At 42.9% G+C, this 3,104-nt stretch carries 3 protein-coding genes; all 3 read left to right on the top strand.

Translation table 11 applies throughout. From position 1 onward, the window contains the following. A partial coding sequence (locus VIP81_RS20525) for a T9SS type A sorting domain-containing protein (RefSeq protein ID WP_331965535.1) occupies nt 1-722 on the top strand: 722 nt, incomplete at its 5' end. Between the two features lie 152 nt (nt 723-874). After that, on the top strand, nt 875-1,564 hold the full coding sequence (gene cmk, locus VIP81_RS20520; protein ID WP_331965533.1) for a (d)CMP kinase: 690 nt from the start codon (nt 875-877) through the stop codon (nt 1,562-1,564). Between the two features lie 628 nt (nt 1,565-2,192). Next, nucleotides 2,193-3,104 (top strand): tetratricopeptide repeat protein (locus VIP81_RS20515; RefSeq protein ID WP_331965530.1); only part of this gene is annotated, 912 nt, incomplete at its 3' end.

Here is a 3,104-nt window from a genome sequence, read left to right as displayed (position 1 = left end):
TTACCCGCTTCGTGGCAGGCGTATGGGACAACGTACCATTTATTCCTAATAAACCACTCACAGGTACGCTAACCACCAATGCAATGTCCAATCCTGCTACTATGCACCTGCGACATTTCACCGCACTGGGCAGCAATGAATTTTTCGCGAAAACTACCTTGTTCGGATCTTCCAAACCAGTGATGTTCCTGAGCTTCGAAGCATACAGGATTGCACCGGCCATGGTGCAGCTGGACTGGACTACCAGCAAAGAAATATACAATGCAGTGTTTGAAGTAGAACGCCGCTATGAAAGAGAAGAATCATTCACTACGATAACAACTGTTCCTACAAAAGCACTCAACGGTAATAGCAGCGTGCCGCTTAGCTATACCTACCAGGATCCGAATGAATATGACGACTGGACCTACTATCGCATTAAGGCGGTAGGACGAAATGGTAAAATCACTTATTCTGAAGTACGCGCAGTGCCTCCATTTGTACAAATAAACGTATTCCCCAACCCGAACAACGGCCAGTTCACGGTGAAGATTCGTGGTATCCGCGGGGATATGCAAATGGAACTGCATGACGTTTGGAGCCAGGTCTTGCGGAAGTATGAGGTGAAAGGAGATAAAGATATCAATATCACCAGCCTGCCTTCTGGCGTGTATTTCCTGGTCATCTATCATAAGGAAACCATGAAAGAACTCTACACCTGTAAGGTGGTCGTGACACAATAGTATTCAACAATATAAAGACGGGATTTGGAAAGGTGGTAACCTTCCAAATCCCGTCTTTCGTAATTCGTCATTCGTATTTCTTGTTTTTCTCGGCTATTTGCCTCAATTTTGTAACGTTCTTCCCTATAGGCGATTCATTTAAACAGATAGTTTTGAAAAAAATAATCATCACGATAGATGGCTACTCTTCATGTGGCAAAAGCACTTTAGCCAAGCAACTGGCTAAAAGACTGGACTATACCTATATAGACAGTGGTGCTATGTATCGCGCTGTTACCCTTTATTTTATTCAAAATCGCATCGACTGGCAATCTCATGAAGCCGTAGCCGGTGCACTGAAAGATGTTCACCTGGACTTTGTACCTAATTCTCTTACAGGTTTATGCGAAATGTACCTGAATAATGAGAATGTGGAACACCTGATCCGCGAAATGATCGTGGCAGAAAAAGTTAGCGAAGTAGCTGCCGTAAAAGAAGTCCGCGATTTTGCAGTGGCACAGCAAAAGAAAATGGGTAGCCGCAAAGGTATTGTGATGGATGGCCGGGATATCGGTACTGTCGTATTCCCCCATGCAGAACTCAAGATCTTTATGAACGCTGAAATTGCCATCCGCGTACAGCGCCGCTTTAAAGAATTGTACGAAAAAAACAAGAATATTAGCCTCGAAGAAGTAAAAGAAAATCTCGAATTAAGAGACTATATAGATGCCAACCGCGAAATAAGTCCACTGAGAAAAGCAGATGATGCTATCATTCTGGATAACAGTCACTTAAACCTCGAAGATCAGCTCCAACTAGTGATGCAATGGGTGGAAGATGCAATTATGGCGCACTCCTCATAAAATATTATTTTCTTTTATTAAAACTCTTTTATACATTTGTTGTGTAGCTTAGTGTTACCAACCCAATAATTTTTCCACATCCTCCCGAATTTCCAGTAGAATTTATTTGCCATGCCAGAATGATGTCTATTTGTTGACACATTTCGCATACCCAACCTAATCCTCCCTGAGAAATGCTGCTTAGGTATTTTTTGTGTAGTAAGTCACGCTGTGCCGGCGATGATAGTGCTGTTGAATTGACTGAATAAGACATTAGAATGGTGCGTAAGACGCGTTATCATATATCGTGCTTTCGTAAAGGTCTTATCCTAGCTATATCCACAAGGACCCTTTGCTATTAACCGATTATAAATTGCTATATATAAAATTCAGCCTGTTGTAGTGTCAACACTACTTTCCAGGCATTAAAGTTAATGTGGGGTGGCGTGGCACGCCATTGCTATCCCATATTTTCAGTAGGTGTATTCGGTTAATAGGAAGAAGGGGCGAATTCTTTCGCCCTTTCGCTTTTTTAAAACTTTTTGATTGTCAAATGATTGGCAATCTGGACAAGTTGCCCGGATATCTTTAATTCACCGCACGTTATTCGCAATTCTTTTTTAAATTGTGTCGTCACACCCACCAGCCAATGTCTATAAAAGGTGTATGTTTTTTGTTCCTCCTCCTGCTGGGGGCCAGTTTAGGAACAGGGGCGCAGGATTCACTGCGGATTTCCAGGTTGATGGATTCTATTCGTACGCTCCCTAATGATACTGCTAAAGTATCCTTGCTACTCAAAAAAGGAGCTTCCAATGGCCGTTATTTTGAAACACACAAAATAGAAAATGTCTTCCTCCAGGACGCACTGAGTTTATCGCAAAACCTTAAGTATCCCAGAGGAATGTCTTTGGCCTATAACGATATTGGCACCAGTAAAAGAAATAAATCACTGTATATCATTGCGGAAGATTTTCACGAAAAAGCCCTCAAAGCGGCTGAAGATGCAAAAGATACGTTCCTCATCGTTTTGTCGCTGAATAATGCCGGGGTAGACTGCCGGCGGCAGGATAAACTGCAGAAGGCTTTCGATTATCATGTCAGAGCCCTGGTATTGGCCGAGAAGATCAATGATATCCGCAATATCTGCGTAGCCACTAATAGTATCGGCAACATCCAGCTCACTACCGAAAAATATGATGACGCCATCACTCATTTTAACCACGCACTGGAGCTGGAAGAAAAAAGTCATAATGAACTGGGCGTTGCCATTAATCTCGGTAATCTGGGGTATGCGTATCAGGGGCAAAATAAACTGGATCTGGCCATCCAATACTATAAACGCTCGCTCAACATGAACCTGAAAATGGATAGGGCAATAGGCATGGCTATTTGTTACAATGCACTGGGGGCGGCCTATAAGGAAAAAAAGGACTATCCCGCCGCCATGGAATACCTGACAAAGGCACTGGAGGTAAATGATAAGGTAGATGATAAAGTGCATGTGGCGGAAAGCTACCTCAGTATAGGGAAACTGCTGGGCGCACAAGGTAAGCATGATGAA

Source organism: Chitinophaga sp. (assembly GCF_036566945.1).
Taxonomy (GTDB): Bacteria; Bacteroidota; Bacteroidia; order Chitinophagales; family Chitinophagaceae; genus Chitinophaga.
This window is presented reverse-complemented; position numbering and strand designations above follow the sequence as displayed.